At 45.1% G+C, this 25,766-nt stretch carries 29 protein-coding genes; 19 read left to right on the plus strand and 10 right to left on the minus strand.

Annotation, left to right across the window (positions count from 1 at the left end; translation table 11 throughout):
- Nucleotides 1-213, minus strand: a 213-nt coding sequence (locus MHN81_RS23695) for a hypothetical protein (RefSeq protein ID WP_239426923.1), incomplete at its 3' end; no start/stop codon positions are given.
- Nucleotides 200-361 carry a hypothetical protein gene (locus MHN81_RS23700; RefSeq protein WP_239426924.1) on the minus strand — a complete coding sequence of 54 codons (162 nt, stop codon included), beginning with the start codon at nt 359-361 and terminating at the stop codon, nt 200-202. The genes MHN81_RS23695 and MHN81_RS23700, both read right to left, overlap by 14 nt.
- 118 nt (nt 362-479) lie before the next feature.
- Between MHN81_RS23700 and MHN81_RS23705 the strand changes: the two genes are divergently transcribed.
- The 10 genes from MHN81_RS23705 (at nt 480) to MHN81_RS23750 (ending at nt 9,142) form a co-directional block, all read left to right on the plus strand.
- On the plus strand, nt 480-1,112 hold the full coding sequence (locus MHN81_RS23705) for a glycoside hydrolase family 19 protein (protein WP_239426925.1): 633 nt from the start codon (nt 480-482) through the stop codon (nt 1,110-1,112).
- 10 nt (nt 1,113-1,122) lie between these two features.
- Nucleotides 1,123-1,947 carry a lamin tail domain-containing protein gene (locus MHN81_RS23710; protein WP_239426926.1) on the plus strand — a complete coding sequence of 275 codons (825 nt, stop codon included), beginning with the start codon at nt 1,123-1,125 and terminating at the stop codon, nt 1,945-1,947.
- Nucleotides 1,948-1,977: 30 nt separating this feature from the next.
- Nucleotides 1,978-3,081, plus strand: coding sequence for a hypothetical protein (locus MHN81_RS23715; RefSeq protein ID WP_239426927.1), 1,104 nt, complete (start codon nt 1,978-1,980; stop codon nt 3,079-3,081).
- Between the two features lie 123 nt (nt 3,082-3,204).
- A complete protein-coding gene (locus MHN81_RS23720) occupies nt 3,205-4,188 on the plus strand; it encodes a hypothetical protein (protein ID WP_023401197.1) in 984 nt (327 codons plus the stop codon).
- 1 nt (nt 4,189) lies between these two features.
- Nucleotides 4,190-4,630 (plus strand): hypothetical protein, encoded by a 441-nt coding sequence (locus MHN81_RS23725; protein WP_023401198.1) that lies wholly within the window; start codon nt 4,190-4,192, stop codon nt 4,628-4,630.
- 10 nt (nt 4,631-4,640) lie between these two features.
- Nucleotides 4,641-4,955, plus strand: a complete 315-nt coding sequence (locus MHN81_RS23730; RefSeq protein ID WP_023401199.1) for a hypothetical protein — start codon at nt 4,641-4,643, stop codon at nt 4,953-4,955.
- Nucleotides 4,956-5,089: 134 nt separating this feature from the next.
- Entirely contained in the window at nt 5,090-6,394 is a 1,305-nt protein-coding gene (locus MHN81_RS23735; RefSeq protein ID WP_239426928.1) for a hypothetical protein, read from the plus strand.
- Between the two features lie 71 nt (nt 6,395-6,465).
- On the plus strand, nt 6,466-7,176 hold the full coding sequence (locus MHN81_RS23740; protein WP_023401201.1) for a hypothetical protein: 711 nt from the start codon (nt 6,466-6,468) through the stop codon (nt 7,174-7,176).
- A gap of 80 nt (nt 7,177-7,256) precedes the next feature.
- On the plus strand, nt 7,257-8,447 hold the full coding sequence (locus tag MHN81_RS23745; RefSeq protein WP_239426929.1) for a hypothetical protein: 1,191 nt from the start codon (nt 7,257-7,259) through the stop codon (nt 8,445-8,447).
- A gap of 119 nt (nt 8,448-8,566) precedes the next feature.
- Complete coding sequence (locus tag MHN81_RS23750; RefSeq protein WP_023401204.1) at nt 8,567-9,142, plus strand: GNAT family N-acetyltransferase; 576 nt, start codon at nt 8,567-8,569, stop codon at nt 9,140-9,142.
- A 10-nt stretch (nt 9,143-9,152) separates the two neighbouring features.
- On the opposite strand, the gene MHN81_RS23755 is transcribed toward MHN81_RS23750, so the two are convergent.
- Both MHN81_RS23755 and MHN81_RS23760 read right to left on the minus strand, forming a co-directional pair.
- Entirely contained in the window at nt 9,153-9,806 is a 654-nt protein-coding gene (locus tag MHN81_RS23755) for a S24 family peptidase (RefSeq protein ID WP_023401205.1), read from the minus strand.
- A 186-nt stretch (nt 9,807-9,992) separates the two neighbouring features.
- The gene (locus tag MHN81_RS23760) at nt 9,993-10,139 is read right to left on the minus strand and encodes a hypothetical protein (RefSeq protein ID WP_023401206.1); all 147 of its coding nucleotides are present in this window, start codon (nt 10,137-10,139) and stop codon (nt 9,993-9,995) included.
- Between the two features lie 248 nt (nt 10,140-10,387).
- Between MHN81_RS23760 and MHN81_RS23765 the strand changes: the two genes are divergently transcribed.
- Together MHN81_RS23765 and MHN81_RS23770 are read left to right on the plus strand one after the other, a co-directional pair.
- On the plus strand, nt 10,388-11,320 hold the full coding sequence (locus MHN81_RS23765) for a class I SAM-dependent methyltransferase (RefSeq protein WP_239426930.1): 933 nt from the start codon (nt 10,388-10,390) through the stop codon (nt 11,318-11,320).
- A gap of 86 nt (nt 11,321-11,406) precedes the next feature.
- Complete coding sequence (locus tag MHN81_RS23770; protein WP_239426931.1) at nt 11,407-12,207, plus strand: transporter substrate-binding domain-containing protein; 801 nt, start codon at nt 11,407-11,409, stop codon at nt 12,205-12,207.
- A 24-nt stretch (nt 12,208-12,231) separates the two neighbouring features.
- Here MHN81_RS23770 and MHN81_RS23775 read toward each other — a convergent pair whose 3' ends face one another.
- Nucleotides 12,232-12,699, minus strand: a complete 468-nt coding sequence (locus tag MHN81_RS23775) for a hypothetical protein (RefSeq protein WP_239426932.1) — start codon at nt 12,697-12,699, stop codon at nt 12,232-12,234.
- 261 nt (nt 12,700-12,960) lie between these two features.
- On the opposite strand from MHN81_RS23775, the gene MHN81_RS23780 reads away from it, so the two are divergent.
- Together MHN81_RS23780 and MHN81_RS23785 are read left to right on the plus strand one after the other, a co-directional pair.
- On the plus strand, nt 12,961-13,272 hold the full coding sequence (locus MHN81_RS23780) for a hypothetical protein (RefSeq protein WP_239426933.1): 312 nt from the start codon (nt 12,961-12,963) through the stop codon (nt 13,270-13,272).
- Between the two features lie 289 nt (nt 13,273-13,561).
- Nucleotides 13,562-15,181, plus strand: a complete 1,620-nt coding sequence (locus MHN81_RS23785; protein WP_239426934.1) for a glycosyl hydrolase family 18 protein — start codon at nt 13,562-13,564, stop codon at nt 15,179-15,181.
- 66 nt (nt 15,182-15,247) lie between these two features.
- On the opposite strand, the gene MHN81_RS23790 is transcribed toward MHN81_RS23785, so the two are convergent.
- Nucleotides 15,248-16,564 (minus strand): trypsin-like serine protease, encoded by a 1,317-nt coding sequence (locus MHN81_RS23790; protein ID WP_239426935.1) that lies wholly within the window; start codon nt 16,562-16,564, stop codon nt 15,248-15,250.
- Between the two features lie 424 nt (nt 16,565-16,988).
- Between MHN81_RS23790 and MHN81_RS23795 the strand changes: the two genes are divergently transcribed.
- Nucleotides 16,989-17,954, plus strand: coding sequence for a GlxA family transcriptional regulator (locus tag MHN81_RS23795; protein ID WP_239426936.1), 966 nt, complete (start codon nt 16,989-16,991; stop codon nt 17,952-17,954).
- Entirely contained in the window at nt 17,954-18,925 is a 972-nt protein-coding gene (locus MHN81_RS23800; RefSeq protein ID WP_239426937.1) for a DJ-1/PfpI family protein, read from the plus strand. The genes MHN81_RS23795 and MHN81_RS23800 overlap by 1 nt, the downstream gene beginning before the upstream one ends.
- Here MHN81_RS23800 and MHN81_RS23805 read toward each other — a convergent pair.
- Complete coding sequence (locus tag MHN81_RS23805; RefSeq protein ID WP_239426938.1) at nt 18,922-21,300, minus strand: family 20 glycosylhydrolase; 2,379 nt, start codon at nt 21,298-21,300, stop codon at nt 18,922-18,924. The genes MHN81_RS23800 and MHN81_RS23805 overlap by 4 nt on opposite strands.
- A 210-nt stretch (nt 21,301-21,510) precedes the next feature.
- On the opposite strand from MHN81_RS23805, the gene MHN81_RS23810 reads away from it, so the two are divergent.
- Nucleotides 21,511-22,647 (plus strand): hypothetical protein, encoded by a 1,137-nt coding sequence (locus tag MHN81_RS23810; protein ID WP_155250804.1) that lies wholly within the window; start codon nt 21,511-21,513, stop codon nt 22,645-22,647.
- A 9-nt stretch (nt 22,648-22,656) separates the two neighbouring features.
- On the opposite strand, the gene MHN81_RS23815 is transcribed toward MHN81_RS23810, so the two are convergent.
- Nucleotides 22,657-23,463 carry a helix-turn-helix transcriptional regulator gene (locus tag MHN81_RS23815; RefSeq protein WP_036977090.1) on the minus strand — a complete coding sequence of 269 codons (807 nt, stop codon included), beginning with the start codon at nt 23,461-23,463 and terminating at the stop codon, nt 22,657-22,659.
- A gap of 74 nt (nt 23,464-23,537) precedes the next feature.
- On the opposite strand from MHN81_RS23815, the gene MHN81_RS23820 reads away from it, so the two are divergent.
- Complete coding sequence (locus tag MHN81_RS23820) at nt 23,538-24,716, plus strand: MFS transporter (RefSeq protein WP_239426939.1); 1,179 nt, start codon at nt 23,538-23,540, stop codon at nt 24,714-24,716.
- An 87-nt stretch (nt 24,717-24,803) separates the two neighbouring features.
- Complete coding sequence (locus MHN81_RS23825; protein WP_023401219.1) at nt 24,804-25,241, plus strand: hypothetical protein; 438 nt, start codon at nt 24,804-24,806, stop codon at nt 25,239-25,241.
- On the opposite strand, the gene MHN81_RS23830 is transcribed toward MHN81_RS23825, so the two are convergent.
- Nucleotides 25,221-25,493, minus strand: a complete 273-nt coding sequence (locus tag MHN81_RS23830; protein ID WP_023401220.1) for a RebB family R body protein — start codon at nt 25,491-25,493, stop codon at nt 25,221-25,223. The genes MHN81_RS23825 and MHN81_RS23830 overlap by 21 nt on opposite strands.
- 6 nt (nt 25,494-25,499) lie before the next feature.
- Nucleotides 25,500-25,679 carry a RebB family R body protein gene (locus MHN81_RS23835; protein ID WP_023401221.1) on the minus strand — a complete coding sequence of 60 codons (180 nt, stop codon included), beginning with the start codon at nt 25,677-25,679 and terminating at the stop codon, nt 25,500-25,502.
- Between the last annotated feature and the right edge of the window lie 87 nt (nt 25,680-25,766).

The raw sequence follows: 25,766 nt of genomic DNA on the forward strand, positions 1-25,766 counted from the left end.
GTCAAAGTGGCTCACTTCACCTTGCGCAAGGTAAACGTATTCGCTTCGCTCATTGTCATTAATACTTTGCACGATATTCACCTTGCGCAAAAGAAGCGTGCTCACTGCGTTTGCTGTCGTTAGTCTTTTGCACTTTAGACCCTGAACTCGTTTCAGGATCCATGGTTTTTGATGTAGCTTGGTTTTAGAGGTGATAGCCTTAGCAATGGTCAAAATGGCTCATTTCACCTTGCGCAAAAGAACCGTGCTCACTGCGTTCACTGTCGGTAGCCTTTTGCACGATGTCATCCTGAACTCGTTTCAGGATCCATGGTTTTTGATGTAGTTTGGTTTTAGAGGTGATTGCCTTAGCAATGGTCAAAATGGCTCATTTCACCTTGCGCAAAGTAAACGTATTCGCTTCGCTCATTGTCATTAATACTTTGCACGATATTCACCTTGCGTGATATTGCTACTTCATATAACAAAGAGCAAAACACATGGCATTCTCAATTACCCATGATCAACTTGTCGGTATTGTACCTAGCGCGAAGGCTGAGGATATTGAAAAATATATTGATGCATTGAATGAAGTACTGCCGCAATTTGAAGTTAATACACCCCTACGTGCAGCGCATTTTATTGCCCAAATAGCCCATGAAAGTGGCTGTTTTCGTTATGAAAGCGAAAACCTTAACTATAGCGATAAGGCGTTAAAAGCAATATTTGGCAAGTACTTTCCCACTGAAGAGGAAGCGCAAGCCTACGCGCGTAAACCAGAAAAAATAGCTAATCGTGTTTATGCCAATCGCATGGGCAATGGTGATGAAACATCGGGGGATGGCTGGAAGTATCGCGGTCGAGGACTGATCCAGCTTACAGGTAAGGACAATTATCATCGCTGTGGTGATGCACTTGCAATAGATTTGGTCAACGATCCCGAGCTCGTGGTTGCAGATCCAACGCTGACAGTGAAAACAGCTTGTTATTACTGGGATAGTCGAAAACTCAACCAATACGCTGATCAAGATGACTTATTGACCATTACTAAGCGCATCAACGGCGGGACCCATGGTCTTGACGACAGGGCTGCATTTTTAAATCGCGCGAAACAGTTTTTAAATATTGCTTAAGGAAAAGAGAATGGACGCAATTAGTAAAATGTCACTTATAGAACTCAGTAGCCACTTTAGCGCCCTTAAAGGTGAGGAAGTATGTTGGCCACGGATTGAAAAGATGGTGAGTGACACTGCAAAGAGTTGGAAGCAAAGTGGTAAGGCACCTCACGAATTATCTGTTATGCATATTTGGTGGCACACATGCTACGAGTTGCTAGCGCCACATCAAATACAAATAAGTGCGCTGAACTACCGCGATGAATATATAGAAATTAAAAACATTGGGCCCGCGATCATTGATTTAAGTGGGTGGAGCTTAAATGCTGGAGACAAAGGTCAAGATTTCACATTCGCTAAAGATACCTTGATATACCCAAAAGAGATACTTCGAATTGAAACTCATCCAGGCAGTGCACTCAGTTTTGAAAGCAAAGCACCTATTTGGAATAACCAAGGGGACAAGGCCGAATTAAAAGACAAAGATGGCGCGGTGATTTCTACCTGGTTATATGGCGATGCAGCGCATGAGGATGTGCAAATAAGCCAAGTCAATTTTGATGGTCTAGAGGCAAAAAAAGAAGGGGATGAATTTGTAGAAATTGCCAATAATGGCGGTGCAACTATCGATTTAACCGGGTGGCAGCTGACCGGAGAAAAAGGGCAGCTATTTGCTTTTCACGACGGTGCCCTACTCAAACCCGCAGGTATTATTCGCATATATACAAATCAATATCATCCAAGCACGGGCGGTCATAATTTTGAAAGCGGTAAAGCATTATGGTCCAACCAAGGTGGCCACGCTGCGATAAATGACTATCGCCAGCAGTGCGTCAGTGAATATCACTGGTGAAATAAAGGGGGCACGGCCCCCCAAATAATCATGCTAAATAAAAAACAAACGAACACGATTGAAGTTTCGTCGGACATTGCTCAAGTGATTCAAGATGGTCAGCAATTGGTTGCTTATATGGCCAAAGATGGTCAGGTCAGCCTAGACCCTGATTTAGCGCAAGTAATGATAGATGCAAAATACAAACTGCAAAAAAAGCAGTGGAACGCACAAGATGAAGCTCACTTTTTACACAGTTATGATCAATTGGCCAAAGCGGTAGCGCCTGTATCAATGGAAAGCATTCGAGCTATCTCTCGCAGTGACAATGACAAACCGAGTCAGGCTGAGAAAGCAGTTGCTTGGTATCGTCGCTATACATTGGTGGCGTTAATTTGCTTGCTGTTTGTCCAGGTTTATTACCTATTTGGTCATGCTCTAGCACATGACTTAAAAGACTTGTACGAATCTCGTAATGAATGGCATCTCAAGTTAGATAGCGAAGAGCCAAACAGCAAAGAGTTTAAGCAAATACAAAGTAAATACGAAGAAGTCGGGCAGCGCCTTGATGCAAATTATAACTTATTGAAAGTATGGAACCGTATCTGGTTGATGGGATTCAGCTTTGGCAGTGAGATTCCGCCATACAGTCAGGAAAAGCTCAATGTAGAGCTACGTAGATTGGAGCGTGCGCAGGCTGATGCGAATGCGTTAGACAATTTAAATTTGGCACAAACTCGTCTAACAGCACGGTTGCAGTTATTTGAGAATATGCTGTTTGCACAATCTGTTTTGGAAGTATTACAAGGGTATGTTCTGCCTTTGTTGTATGGATTGTTAGGGGCTTTTATTTTTGTCCTACGAGATTTACTGCGCGAGATCCGAGCCATCACATTTACTGCTGATAGTGAGATCCGCTACCGTTTACGGCTTACATTAGGCGCGCTAGGTGGAATGATCATCGGTTGGTTCTTAAACCCTCAAGAGCTCTCTGGGTTAGCCTCTTTGTCGCCAATGGCAATGGCATTTTTAATGGGCTACAACGTTGATGTGCTATTTGCGATCATGGACCAAATTATCGACAAGTTACGCGGTGCAATGGCTGCCAATGACGGCTCAAAAGGTAAATCAACTCAGGGCAGTGGCAATGGCTAACTACTCGAACATGGAAGAGTGTAAGAAAACTTCGTGCTTTCGTCACTGTTTGTCATGACTTAACCCGATTATCGCTGATGTGCTTTGTGTACTGTTTGGTGGACTTAGATACAGGAGAAAAAAATGGAATCGGAGTTTCAAGAACATCCGCAAGTACAGGTGAGCAAGCATGGGTTTAGCACTGTGCTTTCACAGTGTCAGGCAATGGCAGAATTTTCTTTTCACAAAGGTATTAAGGTACCAGAGTCCATTATGGTTAAGTTGGAGCAGATGCATGCTCAGGATGAAAGTAAGATAGAAGCCAAAGTGTTAACTCAGGTACATAATCGCCTTACAGACTTAGTTGCCCCCGCTAAACCAGAAACCATTTGGTTAATGTCTGAAGAAACTAAAAAAGGAAGTTGGTTGTTATTTTTAGGCCGAGTGCCGCTGATCAGAAAAATGATGCTAGTAGCGATCATATCTTTGGTCGCTTTAATCGCACTGAGTTTGTCTAGTTATATTAACAATGAAAATATGGTCGCTAGCATGTTTGATATGGAGGGCACTCGGTTATTGTATGTGCAAGCGATTCTGTTGGCGTCAGCCGCGATAGGGGCGTCATTTGCAGCCTTATTTAAGGCGAATAGTTACGTAACCGCTGGGGTTTATGATCCCAAGTTTGAAAGCTCATATTGGGTCAGGTTTGTGGTCGGCTTAATCGCTGGGATTATTTTAACTCAGCTGATCCCGGTCAATTTGGATGCCGTTGCAAATGCGGCATCGAGTGAAACTGGTGGTGCGCCTGTTAGCCATGCTGCGCTTAGGATAACCATGGCCTTGGTCGGTGGGTTTTCCGCTAACTTAGTCTATAAAATTCTCGATCGCATTGTTGAAACCGTACAGTCTTTTATTTCACCTACGGTGCCAGATGACCCACAAGTGCTTAAGCAAAATTTAGAAAATCAATTTAGAAAGCAAGAGCTGGAGCAACTGACGTTGTGGAGCCAAGGCATAGTTGCCATTCAAAGCCGGCTGGCATTGGAGCCAAATATGCCCAACAGCAAGGTGCAGCAATTGTTGGCTGATTACCTAAATGAAATTATGAATGCGCATGAGGAGAGGTGAGATGCTTAAAGCCACCATCAAGATGATTAGCGCCATTGCAGTGATACTGGCCCTTAGTTTGGCTTCGGGCTGCTCATTGAACTTGGTATCTGATTACGATCGCGCTTCTCAACAGCAAATGATGAAACTCATGCAAAAAATAGATGGGTTTTATCTACATATGCAACATGTTGATGTGCCAAAGAGGCAGTATTCACACTATGCAAGTAGCTATCTCAATATTGAAGTAGAAGTGAATGCATTGCTTCAGCGTCAAAAGGTACGAGCACTTAACGAACTGACCACAAAGCAAGTGGAAATCCTGCTGCAACTGTGGCAGCAAGGGCGCAAAGCGCATCAAGATCAAAACAGTATTTCAGATTTTATTATCAAGCGTCGTCGCTCTGAATACCAGCGGGTATTGCTGGCAATGATCCGCGGCGAAAAAAGTAAGGCACCATAGGAGAATTTAAATGGGACTCAATATAGCATCAACGTTACAGAGTGCAGTTAGTCAGGCAACTGGTGAGTTAGGAGAGTCAGGCGGAGAGATTGCTGATGGCCTCGCAAAAATTGTCGCGCAAAAGCAGGAGAGCCTAACACAGTTGAGCAATGCGTTATTGCAAGGGGAGATCAGTGAAACAGAGTTTGCCGAAGAAATGAAAAGGGAAAGCTTGGTTATTGAGGCTGAATTAATCAGTATTGAAATAGCCGGTAAAGCTGCTATTCAAAAAGCGGTCAACGGCTTTGTAAATACACTGATTGGTACCGTCACCAAGGCTGTATAAGCTTTTTCTTAAGCTTGGGTGCAAGGATGCACCCGTGATCAATATGGTTGTTATGACTGACAGAATACGAGAAGAGACCGATTAGCGACAGCACAATACCTTTAAGCTCATACTATTTAAAATGGAGATAGGTGATGAGTAAAGGTAAAAAACGTATACGTTGGCGCCGTGTCCGAGTATTTAAGCCCTACAATTATTACTACCCCTTAACGGTAAAAGCACCGCATGCAGAGCCCCAAGCAATACAAAAGCAAGTATCGAATGAGGTTGTTGAAGGCGGGGCTACCGAATCGGCAACAACGGAGCCTATAGCGCATTTAGGAGCAGAGCTAGATAAAGTGAATAGCGACTCTCGCGAGTCATCTTCTTTGCAAGTTGATGAGCAACATAATGAAATATTAGATGAAGCGCCCTTGGCGCTATTTGAACCTGGACAAAACCCCTATATTTTTTACTTACAGCAAGTGCCTGTGATGCTGCAAGGTTTACCCGACGAAGTGGCGATAATGACCCCTGTTGAATCGTCACCTGAGTTGCTTGAGGAACCTGCGCAAGCTCAAGTGGCGCAAATTCCGCACAAGCAGGGTGAGAAAAAGAGTGGGCTAGGGCAAGATTCTATAATTGCGTGTTCTGTACCAGTTGAGCAAGATATGACTGCTAAACTAGGTCAATTCAACGACGCATATTGTGATGAAAGTTATTTTTTAAATCAGCCGCAACTTAATACATTTGATCCGCCTAAAACACGCCAAGGAGTCAAAGCGCCACAATTGACAGATTTGCCAGCCCGTTTTGGTGGTCATCAAACAAATCGTTACACGACACGGTCACACATAGCTGAGCTGATCTCTGGGCACTTGCAAGTGCTAGGTTTAACGTTAAATGAGTTTGCGAGTTGGTATCAGAGCCCTGTAGCTCTTGCGCAGTGGGTTGCAGGCTTACCCCTGAATAGATTGGCTGAGATATGCAAACCTTACCAGCAAATGCCTGTTCAAAAAATCACCATAAGGCAATTCATATCCAGCTGTACGCAGTTGCAACATGGTGATATCAGTCTGGCAAAACTGATGAAGCGTCTTCTTCCCATATTGGCAGTGTCTTATCATCAGTATCTAAGTGGATCTCTAGCGGAAATTACTCAGATACATCGCGACCATGCGCAAAGTTCAAATGCGCCTTTATGGCTACTGCAATATCAAAATAATGCTGTTCACCTCTACGAATCGGACCTGGGGAATGGGAAAAATCGCACCTACCCAGTTTGTAGAGATGGTCACATAGATTGGCAACAATCTAGCCAAGTGGTGCTGTTTTCGTTGCCAAATGCTTTTCAACACAAGTTGGAATTAGAATATTTGGCCGCTCAGCAGGCTTGGCACCCTTTGTTAGAAGCCTCGTTATTGGAGTTCATACATTCGCAGCAGTGTTTACCTGATTAGCCCAATTTTTCGTTTGATGAGGCCAGTAGGATAGGCCTAACAACATAACCAAAACTATGGAGCAGAATGGTATGACCAACCTCGTATTTCGTTCGTGCGTTGCAAGTGATGGACGTAAAATTGCGCTGTTATCAGATCAACTTGATGTAGAAGAAAAATTCGATAATGGCTACAAGATTGCGTACAAAGATAAAGATGGCAAAGATACGCCTGAGTTATTAGCAAAATGGAAAGAAGCATACACAGTGCATTCTAGAGCATTTAGTATGTTACCGGAAGGCGATGAGATCCCACCGTCAGTACAACAGGGTTTCAACACCATGGTATCGAGTTTGCTCAAAGGGGTCGATATTCTATTTTGTGATTACAACCTTGGGGTTGAAGGTGATTTACCCATGTGCAATGACGTCATGGATAAACATCGCTCGACAGATTTCGTTTTATTTTCATGTGATTCATTGGTCGGCGGAGACCCAAAAGTCCAGCCGCACACAGTCGCTTATAGTGCGCCTCGATATGAGCAGGGTGAGCAAATCGCCCAGCAGCATCGCATTTATTGTAAAACAGAAGCTTCAGCTTTTTGCCAAGCTATCAATGCCATTGTGACACAGCGCTCTAAAGACAATTTGATCGGTGGTCATATTAGAGATGACATTGATGCTTATATTGGTGAGCCAGCAATCGATCAAGAAGCTGCTGATCAGATACTCAACCGTTTTGTCGAGACATTGCATAGCCTCGGTAATCAAACACACGCACTAACCCACCAAGATACAGAGTAATCGCTTAAATAAATACGCACTTTTGATCAAGCTTATTGATTGGTCGAAAGGGCGTTGTTTGATCAAAGGAGTGCCTTTTTATGGACCCGACCTTTCACTATTACGGCACCTTTTTAGCTGCCTTGACCATGGGGTTACCTGCTCAACAAGCGCAATCATTGGCATATTTTACGCATGCGGCATCACGCCAGACACGGCAAGAGATATCTGCTCCCCTTTATTATCAAGGTTACCGATTCACTCCCGTTCTGACAGCCGATGATGAGAGTCGATTGGGAAGGTATTGTTGCAATTTAGCCTTCCAATCATTGCCAGCCTTACTAGAAACGACAGAGGATGCTGATAAGAGGGATATCGCTACGCAACCTCAGTATCATAATACGGATTTAATGGTGCTGAAAAAGCCCAAATTGGTGTGCCAGAATGGCTTGATCACACGTTGTTATTACAATCCGCTGACCGATATTGATTGGCAGCAAGGAGGCGAGTTTAAAAGGCATTTTAGTCAGCGCTTGGCCAAAAAAGCCAATTTATATGCCCCTCAGGTTGCTGCACACCCGGATCCGCAAGCGCAACAAGATCAAGAAACACCCAATGAGCACAGCGGTGACAAGTGGAATGTGCCAACTAGACTCAATTCGGCGGTAGATAGTGCATTGGCTCGGAAAATGCTCAATGATGTGATTTATAAAAGTCATTACGACAGCCAAATAAAGGGGTTTTTACTGCCGCTGTTTGGTTGTCGATTACATGTCTATCAAAATACTTGGCAAGGTAGCCGTGATCGAAGCCTCGCCTACATCGCTGCCTTTCGTGCCAGTTGTTACGCAATACACTGTTGGTATAAACGAATTCCGCTTAAGCACATTGGTAATTGGCATGACAGCCACCTGCCTGCTTATGTCGTACGGGCAATTCGTCAGGTCGCGATGCTTTTGCAAAAGCCCAAACTGCACTCAGGTAATATTGATATAGAGCAGAGCTGGGCTCGATTAGTTGCTCAAAATATTCCTGAAGATGAATTGCATAGTGTGTTCCTACACGGAATTTCATTGCGCGAAACCCACCTTTTGGATCTGGCGCTGGCAGCAGGTGCTGTGAGCGAACGAGGCTGGATCCATGATATCACCGGGTTTAAACAATCAGAGTGGTTTAAGTTTAACAAGGCGGCGGCCTATCATTGCGATTGGTTATCAAGGCAGTTGTGTCAGCATGAGTTAAGTGCATTCAATACTGGCCAGTCTATAGGTAATCACGATATGTGGCGTTAACGCCAGAGATAATTTAGAGGGAATAATACAATGCGTTTACTCGATTTGATGGTGATTGTGTGGTTGATTCTATTGACCCTATACGCTCTTTCTCCCAGCTTTCGCGCATTGGTTGATTTATGGTTGTAGCGATGTCTCCGCTGGCTTTGCATAGTGGGTTTGGTTTACATACATCTGCCTGTGACGTTGAGCTACAACAGAGTTGGCCTTTTTGTTTGACTCCCATTTACAGTGAGGATGCTGAGGCCGCTTTATGCAAAGTATCGGAACAAACTTGCCATAATTTAGGAATTGATGCGTTGGGTGATATTCGCTGTGCTCGACGTTTCGTATTGGGTTGCGGCAGTCAGCATCAATGCCGTTATGCGATACGCCACAAGGCTGCTGGGTTGATTGGTGGGCTCGCTTTTGGCCGACTCAGTTACATCGGTTCAGCAGATATTGCCGAGCTCAGTTACTGGCTAACGGAGTCTTTCCGAGGGAGAGGCGTGATGACTTGGGCGCTTAAGCAGTTATTCATGGAGATGGCGCAACAAGGGATCAATAAAGTCGTTGCCAATGTGTACGTAGAGAATGTGAAATCTCAAACGTTACTATGTCGCTTAGGTTTTCATCAGGCGCACAGTGTCGATACGGCAATACGTAGCTATCATCTCGCGCTCAATGAGAGGCTAGGCAGCAAAGGTGCTGCCTAAGGGTCATTGCCTATAAGCTGCGTCCGCACCACACAATTCTGCCTGCAACACCGTGTTGCTCCGCGTTTTGTGAATTTATTTGCCAGCTGGGATAGTCTTGGTTGTCACTGATCACAGCGATATGATCTGATTTTTGCTGTAATCTTTTTGCCATCAATCCGTCTTGAGTTTGAATAATATAGACGCCAGCCTTGCTGGGCTGCTGTTGGCTTAAATCAACCAGCACCATGTCACCATGCTCTAAGGTCGGCTGCATACTGTCACCACGCACAGACACAAAAGCCAAGCGCTCACTGTGCACACCTAATTGTGACTGTAGCCAACGCTTGTTGAGTGCAAATTGTTCGGTGATATCTTCTTGACCATTAACAGCACCGAATCCTGCACTGGCTTCAACATCAAGTTTAGGCACTACTAGCAAGTCGTCTTGACTATGTTGAGCAGGTGCATCAGCGGCTTGTACGCCTGTAAGTAACCAGTTTAAGTCTACTGAAAATAAGCTATATAGATGCTCAAGATACGTCATCGAAGGACGGCCAAGCCCTTGGCAAATTCGGTAAATATGGGATGGTGACTTGCCAGTTAGTTCGGCAAACTGGCGCTTGTTACCGCCTGCAAATTGCTCAACAAGGGTCACAAAGCGACGGGAAAATGCTGTACTCATGGACTTGCTCTCAGCTTCAAAAAATGATGAAAGCGCAAGGGTACGCGTGCCACCTCTTGGTGTACAGCAAAAATAAGTGGAAGAGTTGGTTTTTCAGCTTTTGGTGTGAAAAGACGAGCGTGGCGGTTTAGAAAGTATATACATTAACAAAAGGCGAATATTGTCGCCTTTTGTTCAGATACGCTGTTATTCGAACTTATCTTGGCAAGGTTTAGAACCTGCACAGGTCCAAGTACCTAAATTTCCACCTGCAATATGTGGAGTTTGTTTTGCATCGATTGGACGTTGTACTGAAAGAGATTTAACAGACTTTTTCGATAGTTTGAGTTGCATGATTAAAATTCCTGTTTTTTATTTTTGATTCTCAATTTAGCTCAGTGAGTATTTTTAATTTTATAAACTAAATGAGGTGTAATTATTTCGTGCTTCATTGCACAAAGAGTAATCTATAATAACTTATCCATATTGTAAATAGATGTTAATTATGTGGTTTCTATTTTAGCGTGGGGTCATTTCTGATTGGCAATCGAGCTCAGTCGAGTACAATTACACTTTGTTGTTTTAATTTATCGATGTTGGCTATGCATTTTGATTTTTCACCTGTACAACAGGTTTTCTCACACTTAACTGTGCCGCCCAGTGAAGTTACTCGTCTTTTTCATGGCCGAGGACGTTGTTACCCATCACTAGAACAATTGACCATTGATTGGCTGTCAGGTCAGATCATGTGTACCGTATTTAAAGAACACGATGAAGCATGGATGGCAGCATTGCGCGGTTGTCTGCACGCGTTTATGCAAACGCCTTTGGCGCAGCAGGCTGTGACATGCATTTTTATTCAACATAGATATCGCACCGATAACTCAGTAGAAGTGCTATATGGCACGCTTTCAGAGCAACTGGAAGTGATGGAGAATGGACTGAAGTTTGAGCTGTCGCTTGGTAAAAAGCAAAATAGCGGTTTGTTTTTTGATATGTGCAATGGCCGGGCGTGGGTTAAAGCGCACAGTGACAACAAAAAAGTATTAAACCTGTTTGCCTATACCTGTGGATTTTCCGTCGCTGCGATCGCAGGTGGTGCAAAGCAAGTCGTCAATCTTGATATGGCCAAAGCTGCGTTAAAACAAGGCCGGCGCAATCATCAGTTAAACGGTCATAGCCTGGAGAATATCTCCTTTTTAGGTCATGACTTATTTAAATCGTGGGGAAAGCTTCGCAAAATGGGTCCCTACGATTTGGTCATCATAGATCCCCCCACGTTTCAAAAAGGCAGTTTTGCACTAACCAAAGATTACCAGCGTATTTTGCGCCGCCTACCAGAACTGCTTAACTCAGGTGCAACGGTTTTAGCATGTGTGAATGACCCGGCTGTACAGAGCCAGTTTTTAATTGACGAAATGCATCGTGAAGCACCGAGCATGACGTTTGTTGAGCGCCTTGAAAACCCAATTGAGTTTAACGATATTGATCCACAAGGTGGGTTGAAGTGTTTGGTGTTTAACAAACAAAGTTAAGCTGTTTTATTGCTAAGTTGCGAGAATAAGTAAGGTGTGAATTAGCGGCTACACTTAATACATGTTTATGTGGAATGCAGGTTGCTGTGCATATATTTGGTGTTGCTCTTTTTGGTATGTTGGTGAGCAGTGGGCAGGTGGTTGCTTCAAAACCTACTGCGCCCGTAACATCTTCATTATGCTCGGCAGAGGCAAAAGTCGGTGTGGTTGCTGGGTGGCCACCATTGACCAGCGTTTCAGAGGCTGGCGTCGCCGAAGGGCTAGATATTGAAATAGCCAAAATGGTGTTCAAGCAAGCTGGGATCTGCATTGAGTTTGTTCGTCTTCCTTCCGCAGCTCGCAGTTTTGCGCAGCTCACTAAAGGGGTCGTCGACGTGGTGTTGATGGTCAGTTACACCTTTAAGCGCAAACAGTGGGGGCTGTTTACGCTGCCGTATCGCACCGAGCGGATGCGACTGTTTTCTTTAAAACCCCCTGATTCTGTATACTCTTTGAGGGCTTTGCTCAGCGCTGAGACCACCATTGGCTTGAGCATTGGCTCTTATTATGGTGAAGAGATCAAATCGCTTGCCAACAATGAACGTTTTGGCAATCAATTTATCGGTATTTCAACTATCCAAAGGCGTATAGAACTGCTGGCAAAAGAGCGTGTCGACTTTATTATTGAAGATGAGATTGTCGGTAACTACCTCACTCAAAAATACAGCAATAAGCCCATTTATATTTGGGCCTATCCTGTACATGACAACGAAGTACACTTTCTATTGCGCAAAGATAAATTCACGCCAGCTCAAAGGCGATACATAGATCAAGCCATTGTTGCTCTTCGACCTTCAATTCAAAATCTTGTAGAACAATATAGGAAGCAACAGTCCTCGCCTGATTAAATGCTGTCGCCGAAATTCTGGATTTTACTTTGGTCGGCGAATGACAATAACTGGATCGCACATAAATACCTCACCAGTTTGTGTGTCATAGACCCACACCTCGAAATAGGTCAGCGGTGCGACCTCTCCATCATCTAACGCCACCGTTATTTTGTCACTTTGTTTATCAACTAGGCTAACATGTTGCGGTTGGTCTGCTGTGATCCAGCGAAATTCATAGCGTTCATCTAGCTCGGCAGCAAATTCAAAGACGATTTCACGTTGAGTTTGTTGTGGATCGAAGTTATGTGATTCAGGGTTATAGCGATAACGATAGCCCTCACCCACTTCAACAGGCTTGGCATCGATGGGGGCAATTTCGTCTGGCGAAAATACAGATAATGAAAATACCTTGATATTGCCTGATTGGTTATTGGCGAGTGTGCCGTGCGTGACCAATAAGATTGACAGGCTCCATAGCAACAACAGCGGTTTAATAAGTGATTTATTCATATTGATTTCTCCTTGTTCAATATTGGGTAACCGTTCGTTATAGTGCGCTAATTTGGTATGAAATCGCTCATTTTGCAATCATTTGGCAATCGTAAAAGTACGCAGATTCACCGATTTTCTCTGTGTATTACCCGATTTTAGGAGCGAGTAGCAGCGTACACTAGTAAAGATTTTTAATGCTGAACACGAAGCGTTGTTTAATTGTTTATCGCTATGACCATTGGAATTCAGCAAGGAGTTTGATGTAAGGAGCAACACATAATGCAAAGCCGGTTTCTCTCTCTGTTATATGACTTTGCGCTTGAGTCACTACACAACCACAAGCGTATTCGCAATGCCAAGGTGAACGCGAAAATAACACACCTCGAAAAGGCCAAATCTACTCCTGCAGTAGATTGGTTGCACATTGTTTTACTGATGCCTTGCATCTTGCTGTTTATTCCATTTGCAGCGGAGTACATTGTGCAAGGGTTTGCATTGCTAGCACACCTACCGCAATGGTACCGCTGGTTGATAGGTTTAATGGTGTTGGCAAACTTTGGCTTGAAATTAGCTGAAAAATATCGCATTTGATTGAGCGCAAATGTCGAAGCAAAAATCAATGCCAAATTAGCACTAAACCGATGAGTATGAAATGTAAATTGAAGGCAATTGATGGCCACAAGGTGCGAGAAAGTACACTGACTGTGTCCTGATCTGCTTTGAAAGAAAGTAAACATTACAATCTTTCAAGTTTATAGAGTGATATGTTGTGGGTGATTTTTGTACAGTTTGTTAGTCTGGGCATGGGCGGGTTTACAATTGGATAACAGCCAGCCAAAGCTCGCCGTCACACGCTGGCTAACAACATGGAAATAAAGGTATGAAAACAACAAGATTAGCAGTCATGGCTGCACTGGGTATGCTCAGTGCACCGACTTTGGCATTGGACTGTACGCAATTAAATGACTGGCAGCCAAACCAAGTGTATACAGGAGGGATGGAAGTTCAGCATTTAACCGCAAAGTATACTGCAAAATGGTGGACACAAAATCAGGATCCAGCTCTGTACTCTGAACCAGAAAATGTGTGGCGTAAAGAAGGGAGCTGCGACCCAATTGGCACGCCTTTGCCGATTGTTGCACTCGACGCGCCGTTGGACCAAAGTCGTCATATTATTGCATCTCCAGTAACCATAAAAGCAACGGCTTCTCACCCGATGGACGTCCCGATCAAGTATGTTGATTTTCGTGTGGACGGAGCCGTGATAGCGACAGATGATGTTGCACCATATGAGGTAACTTGGACGGCGAGTGGGCTCGGGGAGCACACGGTTTCAGCTGAAGTCGTTGATGAGGTCGGTGGGCGTGCGAGTTCTGGTAACCGCACCATCACCGTGGTGGCAGATGATGTGATTGTGCCGCCAAGTGGGTTTAAAATCGTGGGCTACTTCCCCAGCTGGCAAGGGCAGGTAGCGGACATTCAATTTGATAAGCTCACCCATATCAATTATTCATTTTTATTACCCAATGCAGACGGTTCGTTACAGCCGTTAGAAAACCTCGCCAAAATGCAGCAATTGGTGAGTGCAGCGCATGCGTCGGGTGTTAAAGTGGGTATTGCCGTTGGTGGCTGGAATGGTGGTGATGACAGCGCATTTGAAACCTTTGCGAGCACAGCTCAAGGCCGCGCGACATTTATTCGCAACCTGATGGCGTTTGTTGAACTCCATCAGCTAGACGGGGTGGACATGGACTGGGAATATCCTGATCCAGGCAGTTCAGCAACGAACTTTGCACTGTTAATGAAAGAACTCAATGTTGAGCTCAAGGCAAAAGGTAAGTTTTTAACTGCGGCTGTTGTTGCGCTTGGGTACACTGGCGGTGGGGTATTGGAGTCTGTATTCCAAGATGTCGATTTTCTCAATTTGATGGCATATGACGCAAACAATGCCGATCATGCCAGTTTTCAATATGCGCTCGACTCAATTGCATATTGGCAAGGTAGAGGGCTGAGTAAAGAAAAAACCGTCTTGGGTGTGCCCTTTTACTCTCGTCCAACTTGGCAGGCTTACCGCACTTTGGTTGCACAAGACTCCGCCAATGCCTGTCGTGATAGCGATGGGACATCTTATTACAACGGCATTCCGACCATACGAGCAAAAACCCAGTTGGCGCTCGATCAGGCTGGTGGCATTATGAATTGGGAACTCTCCCATGACAGTCAAGGAGCCACATCTTTATTGACGGCAAAGTGGGAAGTTGCCCAAGGACTGGCGCCGAGTTATCAGTGTGATGGTACGGGTGGTCCAGACAAGCCAACACAATGTGCTGATATTCAAGTAGATCCAAGCCAATATGTTGCGCACCCCAATTGGCCTAATGGTGATCACGCAGCAGCTGATCAGCGAGTTCGATATCAACAAGCTGTCTATCAGGCAAATTGGTGGACGCGTTCGGTACCAGGCAGTGATGGCAGTTGGCAATTTGTTTGCCAGTTTTAGATTTTAAGATGTGAAAAAAGCCGTGCACCCAGATGCACGGCTTTGTTTGTCATGATGTTTAATTGTTTACTTTACACATGTTGGATCGTTGCCAATCAACTTCCAAGGGCCATACAGACCTGACTCACTTGGAATATCACCACGAGTCCAATAGCGAGCTTCATATTCAGAACCTCGATAGGTCACGCGGTTGGGTCTGACATACACAGTACCCGCATCCCAAGTACCTTCACACACATTTGAACCGTCGGTCGCCGTTGCAAAAACACGTGCAACATAAGTTGTTGTACTGCCATCTACTTTAAAAGTCAGTGTGGTCTGCGCAAGCCCAGGCTTGGCGGCACTGAATTCAACACTGACTTTACAGTTTTGATTTTGTGTTAGTGTACTAGCCGAGCAGTTATCCACAGTAGTTACTAAGTTACTGGCCACACCAAGCGCAGCTACGTTGAGCTGATTAAAGGTGAAGGTTGGGCTGCCTGTATTAGTGATTGTAAATGTATGACGGACAGTATCGCCAACAACAAAATCAGCCAGTGTAGTTTGCTCTTGGTAGCCAACTTGAACCGGTGCTGTGCCTGATTTCACAGACTCTATCCACTGATCAAATACGGCTACATCTGCATATACACCATAATTGTCTGGACGCGCACAGCCGACACCCCAGCTCACAATACCAAGCTGAACGGTCTGACCACCTGATTGAATGACGATAGGACCGCCACTGTCACCGCTACATGAATCCTTTTGGCCTTGCGGGTAACCTGCACAAAATTCAGTTGCACCGACATTGCTATAGTGTCCACCTGTTTGACGACAAACAGCATCAGACACCAGAGGCACATCTACTTCATAGAGGTTGGTAGGGCGAGTGCCACCTTCTTGCAAACGACCTAACCCTGCAACTGAAAGTAAATCGCCTTCACGCGCATAATAGTCAATTGATGATTGAGCGAGCGTAACGCTAGCGCCTTGTGTTGGCACTCGGGTGAGTTTTAAAACTGCAATATCGTTATGCAAGGTTTGGTTATTGTAGTTTGGGTGCATATGGATCTGCTCAACGGCGATGCGGTCACCGTCATTGCCGCCAAGAATAAACCCTGCGACTTTAACGTTTAACTCGCTTGCTGTACGGTTGCGAACACAGTGCGCCGCAGTCAATACATAGCCGTCACCAATATAACTACCACCACAAAATGCAGTGGTGCCATTTGATCTCAGAATTTGAGTATAAAATGGCCAGTCTGCCGTATTTGCAGGCATGCCGCCGACAATATTAGGTGTGACATCGTCCAAAGCCAGTGCTGGTAAGCTGGCCACGACCGTTGCGGCCAGCAAGGTGTGTCGCACTGCGCGTTTGATTGAGTGTGTTGTTCCTTTCATGTTGTACCTATGTTGTTCACTTGTTAGACAAAATTTAAGATACAACTAAATGTTGCAAAATGTATAAAAAATGTGATTGAAATGATTTCAATAAGTTGGCTGTTATTTTTTATAGTCTATTGAAATATAGCGTCTTTTGTTGAGGGGTGGCTAATTGGAACCAATAATCATGTAAAGCTCTGTTTACTTTTTGGGCGCTGTTTTTATGTGAAAATGTAACAAATTGCCAGACAATTAGCGCGATTTGGCAATCAAGATCAACTGCTTTGTTAGCTGTAATAGTGTGTTTAAACACCAAGATGATATACACCGCCGATACGCGGCAACTGGATCTGAACAAGTAAATACTTGTCCTTTTTAGATATCTCAAAGTCCTTAAGGACATCTAAGCAATAAGCTATGCTCATGGCTTAGGAGGTATTTTATGTCACAAGTAGTTGGTTTTTTCATTTATGACGAATTTCAAACAGTAGATTTGGCTGGGCCACTCGATGCGTTTGCGACGGTGAATGAGCTGCTCGCGCCCCGTGAAGCTTACAAATTGATGACACTGTCTGCTGATGCCTTGCCTGTGCGCTCCGAAAGTGGTTTGCAGACATTAGCCGATGACACGATAGCGCAGTGTGATGCACTCGACATGTTGGTTATTATTGGTGGCCGAGGCTGTCAAAAAGTCATACATAACCCAAGTGTAATGGCGCATCTGCAACGAGTTGCAGCAAGCAGCAAACGTATTGTGAGCATCTGCACCGGGGCTTTTATTGTTGCGGCGCTGTTTCCTGAGCGTACATTGACTTTGTCTACCCACTGGAATTTTACGGAACAATTGGCGACCCAATTTCCGCATGTCACCGTAGAGTCAGAGAAGTTATTTGTGCAAAGTGAAGAAGTGTATTCTTCTGGAGGACTAACGGCTGGTATTGATTTATCACTTAGTATCATTGCGCAAGATCACGGCGCCGCGATGGCGCAACAAGTGGCGCAATATATGGTGATGTATATAAGGCGCAGTGGCGATCAGCGTCAGTATTCCAGTTTACTCAGCGCACAACAAACCTTGTCTCAGCGTTTTCAAGGTGCCATCGATTTTATTCAAGACAACATAGATAAACCGCTCTCGGTAGAGCTCTTGGCGGAGCAAGCGTCCCTGAGCCCTCGGCATTTTCGCCGTATATTCACCGACAAAATGGGGCTTTCTCCAATGCGCTTTGTACAGCAAGTTCGACTGGAAAAAGCGAAAAACTTGCTGTGCACAACAAACTTATCGGTTGCGCAGATCAGTGTTATGACGGGGTTTGGATCGCCCCCGCTATTGTCGCGAAAGTTTACCCAAGCATATAGCGTCAACCCGACGCAATTTAGAGAAAATTTTACCTTAGAGGCTAAGTAATGAAAAAAAGAATAATGATGTGGTTGATGTGTTTGTGTTGTATGAAGGTAAACGCGCATTCTACGGATCCCGATGCGTTTCATGTCGGTATTTTATTGTTTGATGGGGCTCAAGCCATCGACTTTGTAGGTCCTGTTGAAGTGTTTGGTCAGGCAGGTTTTCGCCTGACCACGGTAAGTAAAGACGGCGCCGAGATCACGACTGCCATGGGCTTAAAAGTGACGCCGGATCAGCGCCTCGAGCCTGCGATGAAGTTTGACGCTGTTTTGATCCCAGGAGGCAGTATTAATGGCCGTTTAATCGAAGATCCCGTGATTCAAAACTGGATTATGGCGCAAAGTCAGTCCGCGCATTATGTTATGTCAGTGTGTAATGGCGCGTTTATTCTCGCCAATACCGGTCTGCTCGATGGGTTGTATGCGACGACCATAGAAAAAGCATTTGATAGTTTTGCAAGGCAATATCCAGCGGTGAAACTAGCAAGGGATAAAAAGTTTACCGACAATGGTAAAGTACTGACGACAGCTGGGCTATCTTCGGGTATTGACGGTGCGTTATCCTTAGTTGCGAAAGTCAATGGGATGCGCTCTGCGCGCACTGTGGCGGCAAAAATTGAATACGATTGGGTGCCAAGTGGCGGTTATATCAGAGGTAAAATGGCAGATCGCGTTCTTCCTGAGTTCGATACGCTTCCTACTGGAGTGACCTTAATGGCAAAAACGTTTCACTATGGCGATGAGCAAAACTGGTTTCAAGGTCATGTTTTTGATGTCGGTGTAAAGCAGCCATCTCGCTTATCGAGCTGGCTTGACCAACAAATGAAAAACGCCGGCTGGCAAGCTGTGAGCAGTGATAATACGTTAGCTTGGTCAAAGCAGTTGGGTGAGCAGCAATGGCTGTTGCATGTCAGCGTATCCCATCTGCAGGGCACACAATTTTCCACTCAGCTCACTCTTAATCGCCAGATCTAACCCACATTCTTACTCTGTTTTGGCTGCTCATCTTGTGTGATGCAGCCATCCAAAATTGCTTCGGTCAAGTGATTGACAGCTAAGATCAATTCTCCATGACGCAGAGTGTGCTGCCAGATCTGCGCTCGGAGGGCATGTAGATCGACTATTTGCGTTGCACCCGTACAGTATTGAATGACTCGGATCCCGAGTTCAAGACTACTTTGATGCTGGCTGAGCAAGGCATGTTGCTCGGCAAGTTTACTCGATTGTGAAAAAGTGCTTTTGAGCTTAGGAATGTCGTTTAGCCAAAGTTGATACTGCGCCATTAACTTTGCATAAAGTGCAGTTTTATCTTGCGACGCTAGACGAATGTGCCATTGGCGCAAGTAGCTGCTTTCAGCTGGTAAAAAATCGACTAGTGCATCCAGCGGTGCTTGCTGGTGGTATTGTCCATTTTGATACTTAACATGATGTCGAGTGTAATATTGTGCTTGTTCGATCAACTGGCTAAAACGTTTGAGTGCGTCAATATCGCCTTGGCCACTAAGTGTGGCAAGTCCATGTAAGTGCTGAGATTGGTGTTTTAGTCCAAGGCGGTGAGTGGCAAATTTGTCTAACTTTGCCAAACGCTGATACATACTGGTTTCGCTTTGCTGATTAACAGGGGACCATAGGCGTTCGGCGATGGCAAACAGTCTCGGCCAGAGCCGCAAATCGAGATTGTACGGCATAACGAGCTCGCCCCAAATGGTTGCCTCAGCGCCTAAAACTCGCGTTTTTGCGCTGTCCATAGGCGCACTGGCAAAGTTGGAGGGAGCTAGCTTGGGCACTTGAGATAAGGGGCGTATTTGGTGTGTATACGGGGTATTGCCCACTAATAATTGGCTTTGTGAAGGCTGGTTTTTTGTTAGGCTGATACGCAGCGGGCCCATCCAGGTGTCGATATTAAATCGTATCATCTGTGTAGACTCTTCAAGGCCTTCAATCTCAATGACTTTTCTACCATCTATTACAATGTAGCCGAGGTATTTTGCACGTTTATCAGGTGATAAGACAAAATGTCCCGTGACAGGGCTGCCCTTTAGTCGAGTAATTGAAAACTGCCAAGCTTGCCCCTGTTGCATTGAGGCTGTGTGCTCAAGTGTGATGCGCTTTTGAGGCAGCGGGTCGTTGCGATAATGGTAGCTGGTATACTGGGGTTGATCGACGTAAAAGCCTGCCGATAAAACGCCCATATGGCCGGCATTGGTGAGTTGGGTGAGTGAGTCGAATCCGCGCCAAGATTGGATCACTACAGACTTGTTGAGCTCGGGTTGAAATATTTCATCCCACCCCATCAGCACTTTATTGTGCACGCTGAGTAAGGATTGCACTTTAAGGTTAAAATGATTGTGTAGCTGCGCCGGTGAGGAGAGTGTGTGCAGTTGCATATATTCCTGCACAGCTTGACTGTCGCGCCAATGATCCGGTTTTACTTCGTCCCCACCAATGTGCACATAGGGATCGGGAAAAGTGGCAGCCAGTTCAGAAATGATGTGTTTTATGAAGGTGTATACCTCAGGGTTGCTCGGGTCGAGTAAAGGCTTAAATACACCCCAACCTCTTTCCATTTTGTACGGGCCGGGATGTGCCATCAATTCTGGGTAGGCAACCGCGAGTGCAGACGCATGACCAGGTAAGTCTATTTCGGGGACTACGCGGATCCCTCGCTGCGCCGCATATGCCACGATATCAGCCATGTCTTTGTGGGTATAATATTGACCATCAGCAGCATGTTGCTGCAATTTGGGGTAGTGTTGACTGGCAAAGCGCCAGCCCTGATCGTCTGTCAGGTGCCAGTGTAAAACATTGAGCTTGGCGGACACCATACCATCCAATTGACGTTTGATGGCGTTGATAGGAATAAAGTGACGTGCGCTGTCTATCATCAGGCCTCGCCAAGCAAATCGAGGTTGATCGTCTATGTGCAAGGAGGGTAGTTGGTTTGGATATTGATATGCCAGCTGTCTTAAAGTTTGTAGCCCATAATTCAGTCCCCAATAGTTTGCTGCCTTGATTCTGATCTGAGAGGGTGAGATGTTTAATTGATAGCTTTCATCTTGATGTAGGCTGGGATGTATTGGTGTAGAGTCCGTGACATCAAAAATAATATTTGCCCTTAAAATTGATTCACTAAAGCGAACATTTTCAAACGTATTTCGTAACTGTTGTTTGAGGTAGTGGGATTGCGATGGCGCAAGATTTGGCAAATACACACGCAGTGGGGAAGTGGTATCTAAGGAGCCTGAACCGAATTGAATGCTGCTTGGATAGGGCATGAGGTTGACGTTAGGCTGGGCAGCCCAGACGGGTAAGCAGCATAATCCAATTAACAGCATTACTAAGCGTATCATTTCCATTCCTTGTTTACTTTGGCGTAGATGTGGTGAAATTTTATACGTTTACCTTATCAAAGTCCGTCATAAAAACATACACCTAGGTGAGATTCATTAATCTTGTATCCGGCGTTTACCATGGTATTGCGTTACTTTGGCTCAGTATCAGGTGACAGCCACTGTTAGTTTGTAACCACAAAATAGAGGCTAACAATATGGGTGATTAAAGTGACGATAGTAGGCAGCAAACTGGGGATCGTGTTGGTTGTGTTTAGCATGGTTTGGCATACCGCACATGCGCAGCAACGCCAAGTCGAATTTGAAGGCTCTGCGTTGCTGAGCGAACAGGTACTGCCCACTCAGAAGTTTGTTTCTGAGGGCAGTGAAAACATTGACGTCGACAGTGAAACTCTGTACTCAATCGATTTGGAAACAACCATACATCAGGACCAACACAGTGTCTTTTTATGGCTGGAACACAATCGAAACCAACCTGCTGATGGGGTATCTGCATGGCTTGAGAATACCAATGAAGACGCGGGGACGACGTTAGATAGTGATGAAACCAGTAGGACCCAATTGTCATCTTTGTACTGGCGGTATCGTTTTGCTGAACAGCACCGCGAGGTGATGGTCGGGCTGGCCGAAGTAAGCATGTTGTTGGATACCAATGAGATAGCCAACGATGAGGTTGGTCAATTTCTCGCTGCTGGATTTGTCAACAATCCCTCTATCGACTTTCCGGATTATGCGCCTGCGATACGTTATCAAGGCACCATCCCCAAGGGTGACTGGCAGTGGCGTGCCCTGCTGTCAAACGCTAAGGGGTTGGCTGATAATCAGGGTAACTATGCCGACACATTCGCTCAAATTGATGGCTCAGAAGGCGTATTCATAGCATTGGAAGGGCAAAAGAAGCTGGCCAATGGCATCTTGCTTACCTTAGGCAGTTGGCACAATAGTGATACTAAAAGATACGGTACCTATGGTGCTTGGTACACGCAACGAGGTGCGTTTAAACTGCACGGGCGCCTGAGCCAAAGTATCAGCTACGAGCATACCGAAGACAACTTCGAAAGTGACAAAAGCCTCTTCGCCAGCGCGGTTGCACAGTATCAATATCATGACTTTGTTTTTGCATCCGGGCTGAGCTACCTATCAAACCAATCGCGAGACAATGTCTCAAGGATAACACGTATGGCAGAGTGTTATGTTCAGTATCATTGGTCGGAAAACTTACACACAACGCTTTCTCACCAATGGCACGATGGTGTCGTGAATACTGAATCTCCCCTTGAGGCAGCGCCGCAGTTAGTGGCTAATTGGCAGGAAGTGGTAACGCTGCGTATGGTGGTGCACTGGTAACCAAATTGGTTACGCTTTGGTGTATTGTTTGGGAGGGACCCCAAACACTTTTTTAAATGCAGTGTTAAACGCGCTGCTCGATTCAAACCCCAATTGCTGGGCAATCATTTGTTGAGATTGTCCAGCGTTGAGCATTTCTACGGCGCGCAATGCCCGAAGCTTTTGCTTCCACTGACTAAAGCTCATCGCAAAGTTTTTATGAAATAAACGGTTGAGCGTACGGCTGGATGCGCCGACGCGCTTTCCCCACTGCTCTAATGTGACTGGACTCCCGGGGTTGGCATAAAGCTCAGCAACAATAGGGTGAAGGCGTGTATCTTGTGCCCGTGGAATAAAAAAGTCACTGGTGGGCGCTTGCTCCAAGCGATCGATAAAAACATCGATAAAACGTTGGGTTTTGTCATCGAGGATATAGTCGTCAGGCCATGTGCATATTTCCAAGATTAAGGCTTTTAATAAATCGCTGACTACCAGTGATTTGGCCTGATCACCAAGCAGGTTTTGGTATTTTTGGTCAATGTAAACACTGCGAAAGTGCCCCCCGTACCGGCAATAGAGTTCATGGCCAACATGAGGGGGGATCCAAAGGGCTTGCTGAGGCGGGATCACAAAGCTGCCTTGGGGTGTAAAAATGGTCATGACACCATCACTAATATACGTCAACTGTCCCCAGGGATGACTATGTTCTTCAACATGTTCCCACTGTGGCATAGTCGTGGCACGCGGAAATACGGGCTTGCCCAGTTGGCTACGCTTAAAGCGAGATTTCACACTCACCCAAGAATTATTTGTCTGTTTAGATAAGTTTTCTGTCATATTTTTGGATTTAGGCCAGTAAAAATTGAGCATATACTAGCCAGGCGTTTCACTCAATGTGCTTAGGAAAGTAAATGGAAAAACAATCATTCTTGCGGTTTACACCTTCTCCGATGAGCTTTTTAGTCTTAGCAACCTGTGTAATGGCGATGACATTTGCCGGCTGGACTGCAATGCTGAATAATTTTGCTGTTGAGGCAGCAGACTTTACTGGCGCCAATATGGGGATATTGCAATCACTACGAGAAATCCCCGGCTTTTTAGCTTTCACCGCGGTATTTATATTACTGGTATTAAAAGAGCAGACCTTTGCGGTTGTAAGCTTGTGTCTGCTGTCTATTGGTGTTGCCATCACAGGGTTTTTTCCAACGATTTATGGCCTGTACGCTACGACAGTGTTGATGTCGATAGGATTTCACTATTTCGAAACCTTAAATCAATCCCTCAGTTTGCAGTGGTTTAAAAAAGATGAAGCAGCAGAAAAGTTAGGCAAATTGTTGTCGATTAAGTCTATGGCTTCACTGGCGACATTTGCAATTATCTGGGTGGGATTTAGCTGGCTGCAAACCGACTATATGTGGATGTATTTATTGATAGGTGGTATGGGGTTAATTGTGACGATATTTATGGCCTCGACCCACCCTCAGTTTATTGCTGCGGCAGGACAAAATAAAAAGCTGATTCTGCGCAAAGAATACAGTTTGTATTATTTACTGGTGTTTTTCTCTGGCGCTCGTCGGCAAATATTCATGGTATTTGCAGGCTTTTTAATGGTTGAAAAGTTTGGCTATGATGTCGCACAAATTACCGCGTTGTACATGCTTAATCACGTGATCAACATTTTCTTGGCTCCCAAGATAGGTAGCTGGATTGGACGTATTGGTGAGCAAAAAGCACTGACCGTTGAATACACTGGGTTAATTGTGGTCTTTATCGGATATGCTTTGGTTGAGTCGGCACAGGTCGCGGCCGTGCTGTATGTGGTTGATCATATTTTCTTTGCCATGGCGATAGCTTTGAAAACGTATTTTCAAAAAATTGCACGGCCAGAAGACATTGCAGCCACTGCGGGCGTAAGCTTCACCATCAATCATATTGCGGCTGTGGTGATCCCGGCGAGTTTTGGTGTGGTTTGGCTGTATGATCAGTCTTTGGTATTTTATTTTGGCGCAGCACTTGCGGCTTGCTCTTTATTGTTGAGTCAGTTTATTTCACCACACTTGCGCAAACTAAACGCCTCGCAAAGCTCGTAAATTCGCAGCCAATCAGCGTTTAAGTTACCGAGCATTTAACACGGCATATTCATAGTCTAACGAGATAGTAAACTATGAGTATGCATTATGACATCTGAGCCTTTGACCTTTTCTGTTTATGCTTGTATCCGTCGCAGTCAAGCAACAGACCAATTAGGATTGCCAGTTAGACATCCCTTATACCACCGCCACGCCAGTTTAGTGTTTAAAAACAATTGTGATCAGTCTAGTTATGCCTATGGGTTTGGCTTCAATGGATTTAATCGAGAGCCATTGCCAAAGCCACAGAAGTTGCTTGCCAAAGAGTGGCTTTATCGCAAGTTATCGAGCCAAGGAGTTGAGCGCCTATTTATAAAACTCAATGATATTGATGCGGCCAGTTACAACATTGCGACTTACAATTGCGTGGACCATCTCGTGGTTTGCTTGCAAGTGCTAGGAAGGCAATCGCGATTATTCAATCGCTACCGATATCTCAATAGGCGCTGGTATGGCGGATATACATTAAGGAGAAAAGTCCTTTAAAATTTTAGCTGCTTTGGTACCAACCTCAGAGAAGTTCTCAGTGCCTTTGGTCATGGCTTTTTGTGCCTCTTCTATGACTTTAACGTATTTAGGATCACCGGTAGCAAGCAATTGCGACAATGCCACACCTATGGCTGTTGTGGTGATAGTGCTCAAGTTACGCAGGTTGTCAGTTGCATCCTGTACAGCCATCGAGGTTGACTGTGCAACCGCTTGTTGTGCCTTAACCAAAGCTGCTGGTTTGTCAGCCATGTCAGTTTATCCACCTTGCGCTAGGATGAGAGCGCAAGCAGATGAGACTGACGCTGAGGTGTAAGTTTGCGCACTTTGTTGCGCTGTGATTGCATTTTGCATCATCAACCCGACGGTATCTGCTAAAGCAGAATCACTCAGTTGGGAAATGATTTCGTCAACACTGGGGCCATTTTTGTCTGACATAATTATCGACCTCTTAAAGTTAAGGCGAGTAGCCTAATAAGTGGACTGTATTTGTCTGCAGAGGCAGTGACTGCCTCTGTGTTGAGG

The organism is Pseudoalteromonas sp. Of7M-16 (assembly GCF_022347805.1).
GTDB lineage: Bacteria > Pseudomonadota > Gammaproteobacteria > Enterobacterales > Alteromonadaceae > Pseudoalteromonas > Pseudoalteromonas luteoviolacea_F.